Source organism: Streptomyces sp. NPDC007164 (assembly GCF_040634135.1).
Classification (GTDB): domain Bacteria; phylum Actinomycetota; class Actinomycetes; order Streptomycetales; family Streptomycetaceae; genus Streptomyces; species Streptomyces sanglieri.
Genome location: NZ_JBEYFB010000081.1, coordinates 1 through 18,104 on the forward strand (window position 1 = coordinate 1; position 18,104 = coordinate 18,104).

Consider the following 18,104-nt stretch of genomic DNA (forward strand, 5'->3'; position numbering starts at 1 on the left):
GGGGTCTCACCATGTCCGGAGGCGTGATCACCTCGGCCGGTGTGGTGCTCGCCGCCACCTTCGCGGCTCTGATGGTGATCCCCTTGGCGTTCATGGTGCAGATCGCCTTCATCGTGGCCTTCGGCGTCCTGCTCGACACCCTTGCGGTCCGGTCCCTCCTCGTCCCGGCGCTGGTGCTCGACATCGGTGCCCGGGCCTGGTGGCCCAGCACCTTGGCGCGCAAGGGCACGGGTCCTGCCGAGGAGGCTTACGAGCTCGTGCATGGTTGGCAGAGCCATCGTCACCGCCAACCATGCACGAGCTCGTAAGTCGCCGGCGTGACGGCTGCCGGTACGTGCCGACGCCGTCAGACCTGCCGCGACTCCATGGCCCCGACACATCGCGGCGGTGGTGGTCGCAGGGCGCCGGCTGCCGGGAAGTGCGCGCGGTCCCGACGAATCGTGGAAGCTGTTGATCGACGGGGCGGGTGTGCGGACGGGGCCGGGAGCAGCCTGCGGCACCCGGCCCCATTGGATTTGCCGCAGGCCTGTCAGGGCAGTTTGGTGAAGGCCCTCGTGCACCGCTCGCTCAAGGCAACCGCCGTGGCTGCCAGGATCTGCGCCGTGGCCGGTGCCGGCTTCGTCGGATACGGGTACATGGCCGCCCAGGCGCAGTCGCTGTCGGACTTCATCACGGGAGCGGTGCAGGGCCACGGGGGTCATGGGGGCCACGGCAACGGGGACTCGTTCTCGGGGACCAAGAAGATCCGCGTCGACGGTCACTCGGTCAGTGTCTCCTCCTACGACCGGCTCGGCGAGGGCGATAGCGAGAGCGACCAGCCGAAGGACACCCAGACCGTCAACGACAGCGGCAGGATCCTGACCGGGGTGCTCGACCGGGTCGTCGGCGACCGGCGGGTCGTCCTGGCCGGCCACTCCATGGGCGGTCTGATCGCGCCCGGTACGCCCCCGACCACCGGGACCGGGTCAAGGGCCTGGTCCTGATGGATGCCACGATCCCGGCGCTGATCGCCGGCATCAACAAGGCGATCCCCGCGCCGGCCACCGGCATGGCGGCCGAACTGCGGGACCAGACCATCGCGGTGAACGAGGGCCGGAACCCGGAGAAGTTCCTCATCGCCGACGCCGGGGTCCGCTCCGCCGGGAACATCCCGGTGCAGATCATCAAGCACGAGACCCAGTACTCCGAGGTCCCCGAGTACGGGCCCGCCCTGGAGCAGATGTGGGCCGACGGCCGGCGCCAGTGGCTCGCACTCTCCCACCACGGCAGCATCAGCACCGCTGCCGGAAGCGGCCACTACATTCACATCTACCGCCCCGACCTCGCCGTCAAGGCCATCCAGCGCGTCACTGCGCAGGCTGCGGCCCACCGGTAGACACCGGGGGCGACCAACGACGCGCGGCGGCTGGAGACCACCCGGGACGGGGCGCCTGTTCTGGGGAGGCGCAGGGGGCGACCGCTACGAGCGGCAATCAGACCGCGCAGGCCGTGAGCCCCTCCACGCACACCATCTGACGGCATATCCGCAGTAGGAAACGCTGTGACGCGCGGATCGTCATGCAGGGCCTGGTCACATGGATGGCGGCGCGCAACCAGCCATGGTGAGGTCTCCTCGAAATCCGCACCCGCCGCACCCTCCGCACCCGCCCCGGGGCCGGTTCGTGAGGTCTGTCCCCCGTGCGAGCTACACGCAAGTGTCCTCCGGGTGGTGACGAATTCCGGCCGCTTGATCCGTAGGTTCGATCCAGCCGCGGCGCTCCGGCCGCGGATCCGGCGTAGGAGTGTTCATGAGGCTGGTCTGGCAACTGTTGGCCGTAATAGCGATCGCGTTCATCGGCGGTCAGGGGATCGCGGCAGTGGACGGGAAGCCCTGGCTCACGTTCGGCGTCGGCCTTCTGACGGCCGTGCTGTCGGTGTTCGTCTACCGGTGGGTGGTGGGACGGACCGAGCGCCGTCCGGTCACGGAGATGGCCTGGGAGGGGGCGGGCCCCGCGTTCGGTCGGGGGACGCTGATCGGCCTCGCGCTGTTCGCGGCCGTCATGACGAACCTGTTCGCCTCCGGGTACTACGACATCGACGGTCTGGGCTCGGAGACAGGCGCGGTCGGGTTCATCGGCTTCATGGCCGCCGCCGCAGTGACTGAGGAAGTGATGTACCGCGGTGTCCTGTTCCGGATCACCGAGCAACGCACCGGCACCTGGCCAGCCTTGGCGCTGACCAGCGTCCTGTTCGGTGCGTCCCACCTGCTCAATCCGAACGCCAGCGTGTTGGGAGCCGCCGCCATCGCGGTCGAGGCCGGCGGAATGCTGACCGGCGCCTACATCGCCACTCGCAACCTGTGGGTGCCCATGGGCCTGCACTTCGGCTGGAACTTTGCCGCGGCCGGTATCTTCAGTACCGAGGTCTCGGGCAACGGCACCTCGGACGGACTGCTGGACGCCACCATGTCGGGCCCGATGCTCATCACCGGCGGTGAGTTCGGTCCCGAGGGAAGCGTGTACTCGGTGCTGTTCGGTGTGCTGGTGACCATTGTGTTCCTGTGGCTGGCCCGCCGACGCGGTCACCTGGTGCCCCGCAGACGTGCCGACCGCGCGGACGCCATATCTAAACTCTCCCTGTGATCACTCCTCGGTGGATCCCGGAGCAATGGCGCCGGATCGGGCCCGCAGCCTGGTATCCCACGCTCGGTCTGCTGTTCCTGGCTGCGTCGTTCGTGCCGGCGTTGCACAGACAGGGCACACTGCTAGGCAGTGTGCCGAACCGCTCCTTCGACGCGTTGGCCGTCGTTGTGATCGTTCTTGAATCACTTCCGTTGCTGGTGTGCCGGCGGTGGCCGGTGATCTGTCTCGCCTTGGTGTCGCTCGGCTTCGCCGCCGACCAGCTCCGTGGCTACCACTCGTTCGCGGGCAGCGCGCTGCCCGTCGTGCTGCTGACCGTCGGGTCCCGGCTGGAGAGCCACCGGCGCGCCACTGTGCTCGCTTGCTCCGCGGCGTTCGCACTGCTGTCGGTCGCGCTCTACCGGCTGGGCACGGGCGATCCGCTGATCGAGTTCGTGACGTTCTATCTGGCTCTGGCCCTCGCGTGGGGCATCGGGGTATGGCTGCGCGCCAACCGGATCGCGGAGGCCGAACGCCGCCGCCGCGTCGCCGAGGAGACCCTCGCTGCCGAACGCTCCCGCATCGCACGCGAGCTCCACGACGTGGTCACCCATCACGTGACGGCGATGGTCGTGCAGGCAGAGGCAGCACGCTATCTGACCGCCGTGCCCGACCGTCTCGACCAGACCCTGACCGCCGTCACCGACACCGGCCGGCGGGCCATCACCGATCTGCGGCACCTGCTCGATCTGCTCAACCCCGGCCACGGCATACAGGCCGGCCACGGCATACAGGCCGGCCACGGCATACAGGCCGGCCGCGGCACCGAGGCCAGGACGCCGGCCGTCGGCAGACTCCTCACCCTCGTCGAGCAGACCCGCCGGGCCGGGCAGCCGGTGGAGTTCACCGAGGAAGGAACACCGGCCGAATCGACCGGCAGTGCCGACCTCGTCGCCTACCGTATCGTGCAGGAAGCCCTGACGAACGCACTCAAGTACGCCCACGGCAGCCGCACTTCGGTCCAGGTGCACCACGGCGGAAGGGAGATCACCGTGGAGGTCAGCACGGACGGATCCGGCTCGTCGGCCGCGACCCTAGGAGGGAGCGGGCGTGGCCTGGCCGGGCTCCGCGAACGCGTCGATCTCCTGGGCGGCGACTTCGAAGCGGACCCGCAGACGGACGGCGGCTTCGTCGTACGGGCCCGGATACCCGGCGGGAGTGCGTCGTGACCGAGCCCATCCGGGTCCTGGTCTGCGACGACCAGATACTGATCCGCACCGGTCTGGTGACCATCATCGATGCTCAGCCCGACCTGGAGGTGGCGGGCGAGTGCGGGGACGGACAGGCCGCGATCGACCTCGTCGAACGGCTGCGCCCGGATGTCGTGGTGATGGATGTACGCATGCCGGTGCTCGACGGCATCGAGGCAACCCGTCAGCTCGCCGGCGCCGGGGTGCGGCATCCCGTCAAGGTGCTCGTCGTCACCACGTTCAACCTGGACGAGTACGTCTACGAGGCGCTGCGAGCGGGAGCGAGTGGGTTCCTGCTCAAGGATGCGCCGCCGGCTCAGCTGCTGCTCGGCATCCGGACCGTGGCCACCGGCGCGGCGCTGCTGGACCCCGAGGTGACACGTCAGCTCGTGGGCAGATACGCCGCCCGTATCCGGCCCGCCGAGGGAACCCCGCGCGACAACCCGCTGACCCCCCGCGAACTGGAGGTCCTCCGCCTCATCGCGGACGGCCTCTCCAACAGCGAGATCGCCGCAGCTCTCCTGCTGAGCCAGGAGACCATCAAGACCTTCGTGTCCCGCATTCTCGCAAAGCTCGGCCTCCGCGACCGCGTCCAGGCAGTCGTCTACGCGTACCGCCAGGGCCTGGTTGCCTGACGCGACTCCGTGGCTACGGGACCCCGTGGCCACGTGCGGGGACGCCACGCGAACATCATGCGTGGTGCTCAGAAGTTCCAGGTGGTGGTGATGTGGCGTGCGTGGACGAAGTCGCGGATTCCGGTGCCGGCGGGTGAGATGATCCAGGCCGGACGGACCCAGCCGCGCGCAGGTGCATACGAATCGTGTTGCGGCTGATGCCCAGGGCCCCGGCAGTGTGCTGCGCGTCGGTGTCGGCGTCGATCCATGCCTGGAGAGTGCGGCGGTCCGAGAGATGCTTCGGTGCGTTTGAGATGTGCGGAGACGGGTTTGCACCGAGGCCGAGGAACGTGGCCATGGCGGACCGAGGCATGCTCACCGTCGGACGGGTGATGCCGGTGCCGGCCTTCATGGCTGTGTCCAGCCGTCGCAGGAGTGTGCGGGCCCACTCCCGGGCGGCCTGGTGGGGAAGGACACCTTCCAGCGGAGTCCGGCCGTCACAGGAAGCCACGCGGCCGGGTGCTGCGTCATCTGGTGGTCGCCGCCCAGGACCCGGTCAGGTTCCCTGCGCTGCCGACCTCGATACCGAGGCGTTTGACGGTCTCTGCGGGGAACGCCGCGACGAGGATTCCTGGTCCGTCGCCCCGGTCTCTCTGTCACGGGGCCATGGGGCAGTAGACCGTGAGCGCTCCTGCCAGCTTGTCGATCGTCAACTCCGTTCCTGAGTAGGCAACTTCACCGTCGTACGCATACGGGGTTCGCGGTGCCAGGCCGGTGATCTGTACTCGGTGCCGACGTACCGCCGCGTGGACGGGGGAGCGGGTCAGCGGACCGGCCACCGCTGCTGCCAGCAGTCGCAGCCCTGGAGTCCGGCCGCCGTGGACTGCTCTGATGTCCAGCAGGCCGTCTGCCAGGTTGTGCCGCCGTCCGGGAGCGGGCCCTACTCGCTGGAAGAGCCCGTTGCCCACGAACAGGAGCCACAACGGCCGCTGCTTTCCCTGTAGTTCGGCCACCAGCGGGCGTTGACCACGCAGTACTTCGAAGGCCGCGAGGACCCCGGCGGGCCAGCCGCCGACCCGGGGCGCCCAGCGCTCCCGGGTCCGCACGAGCTCCGGATAGACCCCCAGGCTGAACGCGTTGAGAAAGTAGCCGTCCGCCCCGCCCGGCCCCCGGGGACCGGGCCGGAACCGGCCCAGGTCCACCCGGACCGCGCCCCCCGAGGCGAGGGCGGCCGCCGTGTTGTGCACCGTCTCGATGCCCAGATCGTACGCGAAGTGATTCAGCGTCCCGCCAGGAAAGACAGCGAGCGGCAAACCGTGCGTCGCCGCGACGGACGCCGCCAGATTTACCGTGCCGTCACCCCCGCAGACCCCCAGCGCCCGGCCCCGGCCCGCCGCCTCGACCAGCGCCCCGGACAGCTCGCCGGGCGCGCACTCCACGACCTCGGCCAGTGGCAGCGCCTCGCACACCACCGAAGCGGTCGCGATTGCGGTGCCGGACTCCTGGTTCACCACGACGACCAGGTCCTCACCGGCGGGCAACGCAGGAGCCGCCGCCGGCGGACGGCCCGGTGCGGGCAGCTGACCCCGCGTCGGTACGACCCCACGCAACGCGAACGCCGCCCCTATGCCGAGCGCTGCACCGGCCAGCACATCGCCCGGATAATGCACACCCGTGTAGACGCGGGAGGCGGCCACGGCCACCGCGACCGGAGCGACGACCGCACCCCAGCCCTTCGACTCAAGGGCGACACCCGTGGCGAAGGCGGCCGCGGACGCCGCGTGCCCGGACGGGAACGACGTAGTGAACGGCTGCCGCTTGAGCTGCCGCACCATCGGAACCAGGTCCAGTATCGGCCGCTCCCGGCGCACCGCCCGTTTGCCGACGGTGTTGATCGCGGCCGAGGCTACCGCCAGCGACGCGACCCCGCGCAACGCCGCCCGGCGTGCCCGCGCGCTGCTGCCCAGTGCCGCCATACCGGCCGCGGCGCCGAACCAGAGAAGTCCGTGATCGGCGCTGCGGCTCAGTCGCGGCAGCACCTGATCGGCGCCCGGCCAGCGCCGCCCGGCGACGCTGCGGAACAGGGCGAGGTCGCGGCTGTGCAGCAGGCCGCGCAACCGGGCGGGGACGGCAAGAGAGACGGAACAGGCGGCGGAGAGGGGAAGGGTGGGGCTGCTGTTCGTAATAGACATGAGTCAGCGAATACCCGGCCCGGACCAGATGAAGCGGCAGACGCGCCGAGAGGCGGTCGGTGCTATCGCGAACGGGCTCGGCTGTGGAGCCGGCGATAGCCATCGGCCCGCCACCCAAGTGGACGGTGGGCCCCTCTCATGTCCGTGGCTCGGGCCAATCCGCCAACCCGCTCGTGCCAAGACCTGCTCTTCTACCAGCGCATGCCGAGGGCGTCGAGGTCTGTTCGGCGCTGTTCGGTGAGTTTGTTGGCGTGTTTGTGTACGTTGTCGAGCCATGTGCCGAGTGTGACCATCACGGCCCCGTCAGCGCCTGCCTGATAGCCCGACGGGCCTGCCGTGCCCTCCTCTACACCCTCCAGGTATTCGATGTGCTTCCGGGTTCCCGCAAGTGCCCCTCGCGGGCGCGGAACTGCTGTACTGCACGCAGGTTGAGGGCCCACATGTTGTCTTGCGTGCGTTTCAGAGGCCGCTCTGCTTCCCCGGCGGGTTCGATCCCGAGGACGATCTCCAGGAGCCACTGCTGTGCGGGCAGGAGCTGTTCCTATCCGTGCCGCTGCGCTGTCACCCAGCGTCCAAGGTCCTCGCCCTGCACAATCGTTTAGTCAACCACCACCGGCAGGGCCCCGCCGTCCTGGAGCAAGTAACACCGCTCCGTCCAGGCCCTCGAACACGACATCCGGGCCTGGCTCGCCGACTGGAACGACCAACCCAGACCATTCGTCTGGACGAAGACCGCCGACCAAATCCTCGAAAAGGTCGCCGCCTACTGCCACCGAATCTCTGACTCAGGTCACTGATGGTGGAGTCGGGTATTGGAACTCCCGGAATGCCTGGCCGTAGGGTTCCTCCAGTCGTCCCGTTGCTATACGTTTGTTCGATCTGGATAGCTCGACTTGAGTAGGTCTCGTCGGTGCTGGCCGAGGTACCAATTGGCGGACTCGTCTAGGTCGATCGTGGTTCTGATTACGGTGGTCTCGTCAGAGTTCGCCTCGGCGAGGACCTCCCCTCTCGGTGAGATGACCATGCTGGGGCAGTGCTGGCGAGGATCTGCCACGTTGGCTGCCAGGACGAACCGTTGGTTCTCCGCTGCGCGGCTGATGAGGTGGCTCCGCCAGACCCCTGCAGGCTCGGAGGGATTGGCCGCATGGGTGAGGTAGATGAAAGCCTGTGCTCCGCGGTCGGCTAGATGGTGCCATTGCTCGGGGAAACGGATCTCCCGGCAAATTTGGACGCCGAGCGTGATGGGCCCGCTCGCCAGATGGATCGGGAGCGTCGAGAGCTCAGAGCCGGCATCGAGTTGGCCTCGCTCGTTCATCGCGAGATTGATCTTCCGGTAAGTCCAGCGGGTGCCGTCCGGAGAGAAGTAGAGGGCGGCATTGCTCCAAGCACCACGTTCGAATAGCAACGTGCCGCAGAACAGGTGGATAGCTCTGCGCTGAGTTAGCTCTGCGAGGCAGTCCATGGCATGCGCGAGGGCCGAGAGCGATAGGCGTTCGAGGGCTGAGAGGTCGGCGCCATAGCCGGACAGCGCGCCTTCGGGGAGTACGACGATCTCGTCTGGCTGGGCGTCTGCCAGAAGCGAGGTGATGGCTGCGAGGTTTTGCTCGATGTCCCAGGTGATGGGAAATTGCGCGATTGCTATGGAGGCTTTCATCAGTCCTTCTTTCGGCGGCTGATCTCGTCTGCGTAGGCGGCCCAGTCACCGCCGGATGCCTTCTGCCACTGGACGGCGACTTGGATGTGGACGCCGAGCATACGAGCGAGGATCGAGGCGGGGAGCTCGGCGACGAGGGTGAACAGGGCGGTGGATCGGTCCTGCTGGGGCCGGATGCCGATCTTGTGTAGCCGCAGAGCGATCTGGCTGTCGCTGAGCGGACTGCCGGGCTGTACTCAGGGGAAGAGCCAGGAGATGTCGTCCGGGGTGCCGACCTTGGCCTTGCCGCGTCGGGTTGCGACGAGCTCGCGGACCAGGGTTGCCAGCGGCATCGGGAGGATGACGGGTGAGGTTCCGAAGGAGATCGCGACGGTCTCTCCGGTGATGTCGACATCATCGGCGGTGATTTGGCGGATGATGGCGATCTTCTGTGCGTAGAGAGGATTAGCAGCAGTCCGGCGACGCGGTCCGCGGTGGGCAGTGTGTTGTCGTTGAGGAGGCGGCGTGCGTCGGCCCAGCGCTTCTCGCTGTCGATGGTGCCCTGTGGGCCGGTCCAGCGGACGGTGTCGTGGGTGAGGCCGTGGGCATGGCGGTGCTGTACGGACCAGCGGACGAAGTGGCCGCTCTTGTCGCGGTAGGTGAAGGTGGGATCGGTCATCCAACGTTCCAGGTCGGCCTCCGTGCAGGTGCCCAGGGTGATTCCGTCGGAGGCGAGCCAGGTGAGGAAGTTGTCAGCCGCGGTGACGTGGCAGCGAACGTTGAGGTCCTGAAGCTGAGTGGTGTGCTGGTCGCCGATGCGGCGGCGGAGTCTGCGCAGGTGGTGCCAGACCGCGTAGCCGTGCAGGATCCGGCGTTCGACGGGGTCTGTGTGGGCCTGGACCGTCAGGGTGATCCATTTCTCCAGGGCGACGAGCCGTTCTTCGCGCGGCGGCAGGGTGCCCGCGGCGACGAGGACGCTGCGAAGGTGAGCCAGCACCTTCCCCTGAGGGAGTTCGTCGAGGTCGTCGTGGGTGACGGGACGTTCATCGTGGCCGATGCATTCCAGCAGGTCCTGGGCCGTGGCTCGGAAGATCCAGGCCAAGGCGACATCGGGACGCTCGGCACTGGTCAATGCCTCATGGAAGGGCGCAAGTTCGGGTCCGATAGCCCCTGCGCTGTCGCCGAGGAGGTCGCGGATCTTCTGGTCCAGGAAGCATCGCTGGCAGGCGCGAGGGCTGAGCTGCCACGTGGTCGCGCAGGCAGGGCAGCGTCCCCAGAAATCGGGGTCGGGGTTGGTGCACTTCGCGCACAACGGGTCCTCCCAGGTGCCGCCGCGGGCCTGGGCGACGGTGCCGCAGCCGCTGCAGGTCACCCATCGCTGCTGGCAGCGTTCGCACCAGGGCTGCCCGGTGGCCCGGGAGATTTCGCAAGGGGCGGTGCGGCTGCAGTGTCCGCACTCTCTGATCTCTTTCGGCCTGCAGTTATTGCAGCGGGCGCCGTCGATGAGCCGGACCGCGACGGGCTGACGGCGTCCGCAGCCGACGCAGACTTCCAGGTGGACCGGGGCGCGGATCAGGCAGTTGGGACACAGCGGCTGACCGGCGGCGTCCCGGGTGGCGGGTTCACGGACGGCGCCGCAGCGTGCGCAGGGGACGGCCGCGTGCCTGGCGAAGCAGGCTCGGCAGATCCGCTTGCCGTCCAGGAGTTTCGACAGCGCCTTCACTCCGTGGCAGCGCGGGCAGGCCGGCTTGACGACTGTGGTGGTGCCGGCGGCGACGAGTTCGCCGATGAATCGCAGCATTGCCGGAGTGGGGGCCTCGTGCCCGGCGCTGGTCAGCAGCTCGGGACGGTCGATCACGGCCCAGGCGAGTAGGCGCTGTCCGGCGGGCCGCTTCGTGGACCGCTCCAGAGCGGTCCGGACGGTGTCCGCTTCGAGCGCGGGGTCGAGTCCGGTGATCAGCCGGGTGAGTTCCTGGAGCGGATCGCCGTCGGTGTCAGGGCACTTGGCGCATCGGGGCTGCCCATGGCGGTCGCGGCTGACGACTCGCCGCTGCTGGTGGCAGCCCGCGTACATGGCGGGTGTGTCGAAGCAGGGCGAGCATCCCCATCGTCCGCCCGAGCGGCACCCGACATAGGGGTGTGGGCGTCCGCACTTGCCGCAGCGGGGCAGGGCGGTGTCCTGGGCGCCCCCTTCGTGCAGGGCCATCAGCAGTTTGGCGACGCGGAACGGCGCGGGTGGCTTGCCGGTGCGCAGCAGCGAGGGGTTGTCGTGCAGGGCCTGGGCGAGGTTGCGGCGGCCGGCCCGTGTGCGTACGAGCGTGCAGACGATGCTGTGGATGCGGTCGGTGTCCAGGCGGTTCTCGACGTTGCTGACCAGCCGCACGATGAGGCCGACCGGATCGGCGAGAACCTCCTCGGTCATCGCAGGTGCGGTCACCGGTCAACTCCGGTGATCCGAACTCGCCTTGGCCGCAGTTCGCCGGCGCCTTCGGAGACGGAGGTCCCGCCTGCGGCGGCCTTCTTGGGCTTCTTCGCCGCCCCGGCCGTAGCGATCGGCTCGATGAGGTCGTCCATCGTGCAGTCCAGGATATCTGGCAGGGCCATGAGGATTTTCAGGCTGAGTCGCTCCGGTCGCTCGACGACGAGTCGGTAGACCTGGCTCGTGGACAGCGTGATGCCGCGTTCCTTCAGCTGTGGGAGGAGGCCGGTGGTGGAGAACATCCCGCGGTCCGCCATGACCTTGCGCAGGTGCCAGTGGTAGTCGAGCTTGGCGGCCGTCATCGGGTCCTTCCTCGTCAGACCCCGGCGAACGCCGGGGCCAGTGCCTTGCTCAGGGCAGTGTTCATGAAGTCGTCGCTGACGTGCGTATAGATGGCGGTGGAGCTGTCGCAGTCGTGGCCGACTTGCTGCTGGATAAAACGACGGTCGATCCCGTCCTCGGCCAGATGCGTGACGTATGAGTGCCTTGTGTCCGCACTCGCTGTGTGCGCAGGTGTTCGTGTGGCGATTGACGCGGTGGTTCGGCGAGGGCCGCTTCGCGACCCTGATAGTTACGTGTGTAGCGATTCTCGGCCTGTGTGGTGACGGAGATCAGGCCGGGCGGCCGGTCCGTGAAGTGATCCAAATTGAGTCGCCCGGCGACTGCCGTCGCCCTAGGGTTCCCGCTATGGACTGGCGGACCTGGCATGACCAATACGATCGTCCCGACTCGTGGATGGCACGGCGATTGCAGGCTGTTCAGACGCAGATCCGTGTCGCCTTGGACGGCAGCCCGTCCGGCCCCCTGCGGACGATCAGCCTGTGCGCCGGCCAGGGGCGTGATCTGCTGGAGGTGCTGGCCGACCATCCCCGCCGCGATGAAGTGCGCGCGCGGCTGGTCGAGTTGGACCCGCAGAACACCGCGTTCGCTGAGGAGATGGCCCGATCGGCCGGCCTGGACCACGTGGAAGTGGTGACGGCGGATGCCTCGCTCACGGATCACTACCGCGGCATGGTGCCGGCGGACCTCGTGCTTGTCTGCGGAGTGTTCGGCAACATCGCTGACGAGGACATCGAGCGCACGATCGACTCGTGCTCCCAATTGTGCCGGACCGGCGCCACCGTCATCTGGACCCGTCACCGTGCCGCTCCCGACCGGGTGCCGCTGATCTGTGAGTGGTTCAAGGTGCGTGGGTTTGATCTGCAGTGGCTGTCGGATCCGGATGCGGGCTTCGGCGTCGGTGTGCACCGCTTCACCGGCGATCCACGGCCGCTCGCGCCCGGCACGAACATGTTCACCTTTGTCGGATACGACGTGCTCAGACAAGCGAAAGCGCAGGCAGCAGGAGACGTGTGACGGAAGCCGCCGTTGGATTGTCAACTGCATGGTCCGATGACGGAGGCGCGGGTCGGCAGCCGGCGCACGGACCCGGCCTGATCGGCAAGCCGCCGCAGCCGGGTGAACTCCTTGTGCTGGGCGGCAAGCCGGCCAGGGCCTGGGTGCGAAGTCCGTGAACTCGTCGATCGCCTGCTCCGACGCGGCCATTCGCTCCCCGGAGCTTGGCGTTCTCCGTCTTGAGGCGGGCGATCTGGGCTTCGCGGGGGCCGGTGAAGGTCTTCGTCCAGCCGGAGAACGACTCGTTCGAGGCGATCGCCACGCTGTTCTTTTCCTCCCGCTCAGTCAGAACCTGAAAGAGGAGTTCAGCGCCACGGCGGTCGAGTTCCATGTAAGCGGCCTGCCGGGCGAGGCCGGGGGCAGTGCGGTCAGGCCGAGTCCCCGAGCACGCCAGCCTGCCCCGCCAGGGCGGGTGGATGACCGTCGCCGGTGGCGACGGGCCGACCCACTCTGTCTGTCTTGTGGCGAACTACGGCCGGTAAGGCGCCCGCAACCAGCGTGCCGAGGGCCGTGCGCTGGTGGGTGACCGAGCGGCCTGTGCGGGTCGTCGTTGCCATGCCTGCCGATCTGAGCGCCGCCGCGTGGGACGAGGCCGTCGCGTTGCTGACGTGGAGGGCGCGGGCCAGGGATGTCGTGGTGTGAGGCTCGGCGAGGAGGCGCAGGGTGTCCAGCCGGGTGCGGCCCAGGACGGCGGCCAGGTTCTCGGCGGGGTCGACTGGGCGCTCCGCGGTGGGCGGGAGCCCGGGACCGGCTGGGTACGTCAGGACTGCGGGATGGCCCGGGGTGTACTGCGAGGCCGGCGAGAGGGGCCAGTCCGCTGTCTGCGAGGTCGTTCAGCCACCTTGGCAACGATGTGGCGTCACGGTTGTCGAGCATGGCGGAGAACCGGAGGACCAGGTCGTGGGTGTGCCTGAGTTCAGGGCACTGGTCGAGGAGCCGGGGCAGGCAGTCGTTGATGTGTGGGCTGCGGCGGCCCGGATGGGTGGTGATCCAGCGGGCGGCCTCGCGCGTGGAGGGCGGCCGCGCGCGTGGCTCATCCAGGGGCAGACCCCGCCGCAGGGGTGCGACGGCCATTTTCACCCGCTGGTAGTGGCCGAGGTAGCCCTTGCCCTGGAGTTCCTCGTGCAGGATCTTCGCGCTGTGCTGTCCCTCGCCCAGCGTTGTTGCAGGTAGTCGAGGTAGGGGTCCAGGGTGGAGGGCTTGCGGGGCGGGCGGCGCATCACTTCCTGCCAGGTGCGGGCTCGGGCGTACTTGCGTACGGTGCGGCGGTCCAGGCCGAACTCCCGGGCCACGGAACTGTGGCTCCGGCCGGTGCGGGTCAGGGCGTGCACGGCCCCGAACAGCCTTCGGGCATGCCGCCCGGCCCGGGTGTGTGCCGCGGTGTTCCCCGCAGTCTCCTCGATCGGTTCGGGATCGGTCGCACGGGCCGGGGCAGTGCTGCGGGCAGGCAGCCGCAGTGGGCGGAGGCGATGTCCTGGACGCGGCGGGAGAGGCCCTGCCAGAGGTGGAAGCGTTCGCTGACCTGCACGGCGTCGGGTGCACCAGCAGTGATGCCCTGCCGGTAGGTGAGGGAGCCGTCGCGGCAGGCGACCTCGATACCCGGGTGCTCGCGGAGCCAGCGGCTGAGCTGTTCCGCGTCGCGCCCTTCCCAGAGTGTGAGCGGGAGCCGGGTGGTGGCGTCGACCAGGAGGGCGCCGTAGGTATCGCCGTAGAGTGCGAAGTCATCCACCCTCAGCACCCGGGGTGTCTCCAGTGGCGGAAGCGGCACCCGCATCAGCTGGGACAGAACGGTGCACCGCGAGAGCGTGACGTTCAGGATCCGCAACATCCGGGCACCGCCCCGGCCGGCCAGCACCACACCGATGGCCTCTACCAGGCGCTGCAACTGTGGGGTGCGCCGCTGGTAGCGCACGGTCAGCCCCGGCACTTGCTCGGCGAAGGTCACCTTCGGGCAGGCCGGGTTCTCGCAGTACAGGCGGCGTACGGACAAGTCGACGCGCAGAGGTCGGCCTCCAAGAGTGACGTCGGCGAGACGCCGTACATAACGGCTGTGGCACCACGCGCTGAGCTGGCCGCATCCCGTACATCCCGCTGGAACACCGGATCTCGTGCGGGCGCGGACCGCCACGACAGCATCAGAGACATCGGCCGAGACCGCCAGCACATTGGCCAACTGTGGTAAGAGAACTGCAAGTTCAACAGAGCACAGTCACAGGCTGCCCGCTATCCGGACCGGCCGGCCATGTCACCGGGATGATCTCCGGCTCGAAAATCTTGAAGGCATCGGCGCTGTCGGCATCGTCAACATGCCCGTGAGCGTCCATCGTGATGGGTCGCCGGGCGAGGAGCTGGGCCAGGATTGAGCCCCCGGATCTGGCGACTTCCGACTCGCGCTCGATGGCCTTGAGGCGGTTCTTCAGCCGGTAACTGGGACCGTTGATGGCGACGACTTCGCAGTGGTGCAGGAGGCGGTCGAGGATCGCAGTCGCGAGGACTTCGTCGCCGAACACCTGGCCCCATTCACTGAAGGTCTTGTTCGAGGTCAGGATGATGGAGCCCTTTTCGTGGCGCTTGGAGATGACCTGGAAGACCAGGTTCGCCTCGGCGCGTTCGAGGGGCTGGTAGCCGACCTCATCGACCACGAGAACGCTCGGTCGAAGATAGGAGCCCAGCTTGCTGGTCAGGCGCCCGGCCGCCTCGGCTGCCTTGAGGTTGCGGACCATGTCGTCGAGGCTGGTGAAGTAGATCGAGTATCCGGCCCGGCAGGCCGCGACCGCCAGCGCGATCGCGATGTGGGCCTTGCCGACACCGGGCGGCCCCAGCAGGGCAGCATTGGCCTTCGCTTCGACGAAGGACAGCGTTGCCAGATCCTTGATCTTGCGCGGGTCGAGCTCCGGCTGGAACGAGAAGTCGTACTCATCCAGCGTTTTGTGGTGCGGCAGCCGAGAGAGCCGCAGGCCCTGGCGGAAGCGACGGTCGTCGCGGACGGCAAGTTCTTCCGAGAGGACCAGGTCGAGGAAGCCGAGGTAGCCCATCTTTCCCTCGTCCGCCCGCCGGGTGTACTCGTTGACGGTTTCCGCCAGATGGGGCAGGCCGAGCTTGGTCGCCGTGGTGCGGATGCGGTTGCCGGTCAGCTCGCTCAAGACGATTCCTTCGTCGCTCGGTTACTGGTGAAGGGGCGGGTCCCGGTCAGTTCGTCATAGACCGACAACGGCCGGCGGCCGACCTCGACGCGGGTGGCCGCAGCCCGGTTGAGGAGGGCTTGCAGCGGTCCGGCCGCCTCGCCCAGCGGGCGTTCGTGACGCGGCCGGGGCAAGACATCACTGGTGATGGTCCGGCGTCCTTTGCCGGTGGGCAGGCCGTCCCAGTGCTGTTCCTCGACGACACGGACCCCGCGTCCGACGGCCCGTGGATGCATGGCCAGCAGCGTCTCGCCGCTGGGGTCGGCAACGGTGGAATGCAGCATGACCTGCGACTTCGTGGCCCTGATCTCCACCAGCTGACGCGGTCGGACCTTGCGGGCCGGGACCGAGTAGAGGTTCCCGCCGAAAGCGACCAGACAATCCTTGCCGACCGGCCGCAGATGACGTTCCGCCACCAGATACGGAGTCGGTGGCAACGGCTCGAGGGCCGCGTGGTCACGAGCTGCCCGCTCACCGATGACCTGCTGGTGAGTCCGGTGGGTCTGGGTTCGCCGTTTCGGCACCCAGTCGGTGAAGGCGGCGTCCATCTCCTCGACACAGGAGAAGGCCCGGCCGGAGAGAACGTGGTCGCGGACGATCAGTACCTGGCGTTCGACGCGGCCCTTGCCCTGGGGCCGGTCGGCAGCCAGCACATCGGTGTCGAAGTCGTAGTGGCCGGCGAACCCGATCGCCTCCGGATGCAGCGGAACCGCCTCACCCGGGGCGACGTGACGGCGCACGACTGTCTTGGTGCGGTCGTAGACGATCGTCATTTGCACCCCGCTGAAGTGCGCGAATGCCCGCCGATGGCAGCCGAAGAACGTCTGCAGGTCCAGGCTGGTGGTGAAGCAGCAGAACGGATCACGCGAGTACGACAGCACCATGTGGAAGGAGTAGACCCTCGGGATGCCCAGATGAGCGAGGATCCTGCCCTCATCACCACAGTCCACCTGAACCTGAGCACCGGGGATCACCTCGAACCTGCGATGCATCCCTGCCAGCTCCCGCGGGGTGATCCCCAATTTCTCCGCGATCCTTGGGCGGGCCTCCTGCACGTAGAGCTTGACCCGCTCGTGAATCACCGCGGCCTTCGTCAAAACCTCGGCCCGCAGCGTCGCGTCGATCAGTCGAGGCGAACCATATTCCTGTGCAACCCGCTACCCGCGCCCGGTCATATGCCCCGGCTGGGTGGGGCCGAGGCGGTGACAGGGCCGTCTACTCTCATGTGGGGCGGCTCCCGCCCGGTGGTGACCTCACCTCGAAGCCGATGCCACCACCGGGTTCATCGTCGGCCGGCCGCGGCGAGCGCTGGCCCACGGGAAGTGCGGGATGTATCGGTCCCTCAGGCGCCGGTGCTCCGGGGAAGAGCTCGTCGCCAGTGAGCCGGCAGCGATTCGGTCGGGTGGGCGCAGGCATCTTCGCGATGCTCGGTCAGGGCGTCATGAGCGCTCGGTAGACGTCGTCGGGGATTTCGACCTCGGTGATGGGCGTCTTCCGTCGGCCGAAGTCCGCGCCGTGCTCGGAGGCGAGTCGACTCAGATGATCCTCCGCTCGCTGTGTGTACGACGTGTCGAATGCGGTCGGGTCGATCGCCGCGGCGAACAAGCCCAGGCGCGGGGACCGGGTTCCGGAGTCGAAGGGCGCCGCATCCTGTGAGAACGATCCGCCGGCCACGGCTGCCAGCATCTCGACCATGATCGCGATGTTGGCACCCTTGACACCTCCGAACGGCAGGAGCGCGCCGCTCAGGGCGGCGCGTGCGTCGGAGGTCGGGTTGCCGTCGGCGTCGAGCGCCCAGCCGTCCGGAATGGTCTCGCCTCGCATCGCCGCGTCGCGGACGGTCACCCAGGCGGTCGCGCTCGTTGCCTGATCGAACATCCGCGGACCCGACGGGTGAGGCAGCGCGCACGAGAGCGGATTGGTGCCCGTGATTGCCACGCGCGCTCCGTACACGGCCATGAGCGCCGGCGAGTTGGCGCATGCCAGGGCGATCAACCCCTTTTCGGCGACGCGCGATGTGTAGTGACCGAGCTCTCCGGCGCTGAAGGAGTTATACATGGCGAGAATGGCCACACCGCTGGTGCGAGCCCGCTCGACAAGGGCTTCGAGGGCGTGGTCGAACGCGAGCTGCGCGGTGCCGCAGTCGGCGTCGACGGTGACGATGGCGGCCCGAGCCGAGGCGACGCGGGGTCGGGCCACGCCGTTCAGACGTCCGTATCGGAGAGCGGAGAGGTAGTCGAGCAGATGCGCCGCTCCCACTTCACGCCTGCCTCGTCGCTCGGCGGCAACGGTCGCTGACGCGAGAACTGCAGCCGTCTCTGGGGATCCGCCTGCGGACCGGATGGCAGATTCGCACAGTGATTCCAGAGCGTCCAGCGGTATCCGGTGGGAGGAACGGTTCGAAGTCATGTCCCTCGAGGCTATCGGAAAGGCGCAGAGTCACAGGCCGCGTGGAGTCGTTCGGCCACGATCCTGTGGGAGCAAGAACTACTGATCTTTTCGTAAGTTCGGTGGGTGTGGTGGGTGGACGGTCAGGCCCGTATGGGCGAGGAATGACCATGGCAGTCGGGGGTTGGCGTTGATGCGGTGGATGCCTTGCCCGGTAGCGTCGGCGACATCGGCGAGGTGGTCGCCGGCGAGGTTGGCGAGTTCGCGCTTCTTGAGCGAGGACCACAGCAGTTCCACCGGATTCAGCTCGGGAGCGTAGAGCGGGTAATCGTTCCAGGGTGAGCCAGTCCTGTTCGGCGACCCAGGCCCGCATC

Annotated in this window: 16 protein-coding genes and 7 pseudogenes; 9 read left to right on the forward strand and 14 right to left on the reverse strand. The window is 68.2% G+C overall.

Annotated elements, in window-relative coordinates:
• From ABZ622_RS39785 to ABZ622_RS39810, 6 genes are all read left to right on the forward strand, one after another.
• A partial coding sequence (locus ABZ622_RS39785; RefSeq protein ID WP_360551912.1) for an MMPL family transporter occupies window positions 1-308 on the forward strand: 308 nt, incomplete at its 5' end.
• A gap of 273 nt (window positions 309-581) precedes the next feature.
• Window positions 582-983: an alpha/beta hydrolase gene (locus tag ABZ622_RS39790; protein WP_360551914.1), complete on the forward strand. Its 402-nt coding sequence runs from the start codon at window positions 582-584 to the stop codon at window positions 981-983.
• The gene (locus ABZ622_RS39795; RefSeq protein ID WP_360551916.1) at window positions 983-1,375 is read left to right on the forward strand and encodes a hypothetical protein; all 393 of its coding nucleotides are present in this window, start codon (window positions 983-985) and stop codon (window positions 1,373-1,375) included. The genes ABZ622_RS39790 and ABZ622_RS39795 overlap by 1 nt, the downstream gene beginning before the upstream one ends.
• 412 nt (window positions 1,376-1,787) lie before the next feature.
• A complete protein-coding gene (locus ABZ622_RS39800) occupies window positions 1,788-2,621 on the forward strand; it encodes a type II CAAX endopeptidase family protein (RefSeq protein ID WP_360551918.1) in 834 nt (277 codons plus the stop codon).
• Entirely contained in the window at window positions 2,618-3,826 is a 1,209-nt protein-coding gene (locus tag ABZ622_RS39805; protein ID WP_360551920.1) for a histidine kinase, read from the forward strand. Before ABZ622_RS39800 ends, ABZ622_RS39805 begins: the two co-directional genes overlap by 4 nt.
• Complete coding sequence (locus ABZ622_RS39810) at window positions 3,823-4,482, forward strand: response regulator transcription factor (RefSeq protein ID WP_266920501.1); 660 nt, start codon at window positions 3,823-3,825, stop codon at window positions 4,480-4,482. Before ABZ622_RS39805 ends, ABZ622_RS39810 begins: the two co-directional genes overlap by 4 nt.
• A 55-nt stretch (window positions 4,483-4,537) precedes the next feature.
• On the opposite strand, the gene ABZ622_RS39815 is transcribed toward ABZ622_RS39810, so the two are convergent.
• Together ABZ622_RS39815 and ABZ622_RS39820 are read right to left on the reverse strand one after the other, a co-directional pair.
• Window positions 4,538-4,873, reverse strand: coding sequence for a helix-turn-helix domain-containing protein (locus tag ABZ622_RS39815; RefSeq protein WP_360551922.1), 336 nt, complete (start codon window positions 4,871-4,873; stop codon window positions 4,538-4,540).
• Window positions 4,874-5,117: 244 nt separating this feature from the next.
• A complete protein-coding gene (locus tag ABZ622_RS39820; RefSeq protein WP_360551924.1) occupies window positions 5,118-6,653 on the reverse strand; it encodes a phosphatase PAP2 family protein in 1,536 nt (511 codons plus the stop codon).
• 644 nt (window positions 6,654-7,297) lie between these two features.
• On the opposite strand from ABZ622_RS39820, the pseudogene ABZ622_RS39825 reads away from it, so the two are divergent.
• Window positions 7,298-7,450: pseudogene (locus ABZ622_RS39825) on the forward strand (IS630 family transposase); the annotation flags it as partial.
• 65 nt (window positions 7,451-7,515) lie between these two features.
• On the opposite strand, the gene ABZ622_RS39830 reads toward ABZ622_RS39825, so the two are convergent.
• Entirely contained in the window at window positions 7,516-8,307 is a 792-nt protein-coding gene (locus tag ABZ622_RS39830; protein ID WP_360551926.1) for a nitrilase-related carbon-nitrogen hydrolase, read from the reverse strand.
• Between the two features lie 568 nt (window positions 8,308-8,875).
• Here ABZ622_RS39830 and ABZ622_RS39835 point away from each other — a divergent pair.
• Complete coding sequence (locus ABZ622_RS39835) at window positions 8,876-10,159, forward strand: hypothetical protein (RefSeq protein ID WP_360551928.1); 1,284 nt, start codon at window positions 8,876-8,878, stop codon at window positions 10,157-10,159.
• Between the two features lie 560 nt (window positions 10,160-10,719).
• On the opposite strand, the gene ABZ622_RS39840 is transcribed toward ABZ622_RS39835, so the two are convergent.
• Entirely contained in the window at window positions 10,720-11,067 is a 348-nt protein-coding gene (locus tag ABZ622_RS39840) for a helix-turn-helix transcriptional regulator (RefSeq protein WP_360551930.1), read from the reverse strand.
• A gap of 14 nt (window positions 11,068-11,081) precedes the next feature.
• Complete coding sequence (locus ABZ622_RS39845; protein ID WP_360551938.1) at window positions 11,082-11,294, reverse strand: tyrosine-type recombinase/integrase; 213 nt, start codon at window positions 11,292-11,294, stop codon at window positions 11,082-11,084.
• A 158-nt stretch (window positions 11,295-11,452) separates the two neighbouring features.
• Between ABZ622_RS39845 and ABZ622_RS39850 the strand changes: the two genes are divergently transcribed.
• A complete protein-coding gene (locus tag ABZ622_RS39850; RefSeq protein WP_360551932.1) occupies window positions 11,453-12,121 on the forward strand; it encodes a class I SAM-dependent methyltransferase in 669 nt (222 codons plus the stop codon).
• A gap of 241 nt (window positions 12,122-12,362) precedes the next feature.
• Here ABZ622_RS39850 and ABZ622_RS39855 read toward each other — a convergent pair.
• The 9 genes and pseudogenes from ABZ622_RS39855 to ABZ622_RS39895 form a co-directional block, all read right to left on the reverse strand.
• Window positions 12,363-12,494, reverse strand: a pseudogene (locus tag ABZ622_RS39855) (ATP-binding protein); the annotation flags it as partial.
• A gap of 151 nt (window positions 12,495-12,645) precedes the next feature.
• Window positions 12,646-12,945 (reverse strand): annotated as a pseudogene (locus ABZ622_RS39860) (winged helix-turn-helix domain-containing protein); the annotation flags it as partial.
• A 291-nt stretch (window positions 12,946-13,236) separates the two neighbouring features.
• On the reverse strand, window positions 13,237-13,491 hold the full coding sequence (locus tag ABZ622_RS39865) for a hypothetical protein (RefSeq protein ID WP_360551934.1): 255 nt from the start codon (window positions 13,489-13,491) through the stop codon (window positions 13,237-13,239).
• Window positions 13,479-14,150 carry a transposase gene (locus ABZ622_RS39870; RefSeq protein ID WP_360551940.1) on the reverse strand — a complete coding sequence of 224 codons (672 nt, stop codon included), beginning with the start codon at window positions 14,148-14,150 and terminating at the stop codon, window positions 13,479-13,481. The genes ABZ622_RS39865 and ABZ622_RS39870 overlap by 13 nt, the downstream gene beginning before the upstream one ends.
• Before the next feature lie 30 nt (window positions 14,151-14,180).
• Window positions 14,181-14,324, reverse strand: a pseudogene (locus ABZ622_RS39875) (hypothetical protein); the annotation flags it as partial.
• Between the two features lie 211 nt (window positions 14,325-14,535).
• Window positions 14,536-15,303, reverse strand: a pseudogene (gene istB, locus ABZ622_RS39880) (IS21-like element helper ATPase IstB); the annotation flags it as partial.
• A pseudogene (locus tag ABZ622_RS39885) lies at window positions 15,300-16,469 on the reverse strand (DDE-type integrase/transposase/recombinase); the annotation flags it as partial. The pseudogenes istB and ABZ622_RS39885, both read right to left, overlap by 4 nt.
• 304 nt (window positions 16,470-16,773) lie before the next feature.
• Window positions 16,774-17,751 (reverse strand): Ldh family oxidoreductase, encoded by a 978-nt coding sequence (locus tag ABZ622_RS39890; RefSeq protein WP_360551936.1) that lies wholly within the window; start codon window positions 17,749-17,751, stop codon window positions 16,774-16,776.
• A 78-nt stretch (window positions 17,752-17,829) separates the two neighbouring features.
• Window positions 17,830-18,104: pseudogene (locus ABZ622_RS39895) on the reverse strand (hypothetical protein); the annotation flags it as partial.

Bases quoted from the DNA above. Each gene is read 5' to 3' on its own strand.
- ABZ622_RS39795 (WP_360551916.1), top strand. From the start codon at position 983: ATGGATGCCACGATCCCGGCGCTGATCGCCGGCATCAACAAGGCGATC.
- ABZ622_RS39830 (WP_360551926.1), bottom strand. From the start codon at position 8,307: ATGAAAGCCTCCATAGCAATCGCGCAATTTCCCATCACCTGGGACATC.
- ABZ622_RS39890 (WP_360551936.1), bottom strand. From the start codon at position 17,751: ATGACTTCGAACCGTTCCTCCCACCGGATACCGCTGGACGCTCTGGAA.
- ABZ622_RS39840 (WP_360551930.1), bottom strand. From the start codon at position 11,067: ATGACGGCCGCCAAGCTCGACTACCACTGGCACCTGCGCAAGGTCATG.
- ABZ622_RS39815 (WP_360551922.1), bottom strand. From the start codon at position 4,873: ATGAAGGCCGGCACCGGCATCACCCGTCCGACGGTGAGCATGCCTCGG.
- ABZ622_RS39800 (WP_360551918.1), top strand. From the start codon at position 1,788: ATGAGGCTGGTCTGGCAACTGTTGGCCGTAATAGCGATCGCGTTCATC.
- ABZ622_RS39820 (WP_360551924.1), bottom strand. From the start codon at position 6,653: ATGTCTATTACGAACAGCAGCCCCACCCTTCCCCTCTCCGCCGCCTGT.
- ABZ622_RS39850 (WP_360551932.1), top strand. From the start codon at position 11,453: ATGGACTGGCGGACCTGGCATGACCAATACGATCGTCCCGACTCGTGG.